Below are 427 nucleotides of genomic sequence, written 5' to 3' on the forward strand. Positions count from 1 at the left end.
GCTCAGCTTCAGCACAGTGCCTCGCAACGCAGGCAGTTATTACAACAGCTCGGACTGTCTGCCGATAAACAAGGTATGACAATACTGATGAAAAAACTGCCGTCACCACTGAATGCTCAGGTTCGCCAAAGCTGGCAGCAACTGGAGAATCATATTCAGTCCTGCCAGAAAACCAATCAGGTAAACGGCAATCTGTCCGCCTCGTACGGTGAATTGCTGATGCAGATTAAGGGCGAACCTGCCTATGGTACGGCATTGATGCAGAGCTGATATGACGATTGCCCGCAAAACCGGCTCCTGCTTGTGGGTTGGTTTCTGTTGTTGGTTCACACTGATTATCCTGCCGGGTTTCGCATTAGCCAGCCCGGCATCGTCGTCTTTTTCTCTCAGTGCCGATGCCTTGCAGGCACAGGTCGAGAAGTTATTG

1 protein-coding gene is annotated in these 427 nt (G+C 51.1%); it reads left to right on the forward strand.

The features are described from left to right. The coding region (gene flgN, locus ACYP03_RS24240) for a flagellar export chaperone FlgN (RefSeq protein ID WP_459782402.1) at nucleotides 1-270 on the forward strand (270 nt) is incomplete at its 5' end. Between the last annotated feature and the right edge of the window lie 157 nt (nucleotides 271-427).

This window comes from Photobacterium sp. R1 (assembly GCF_054600795.1).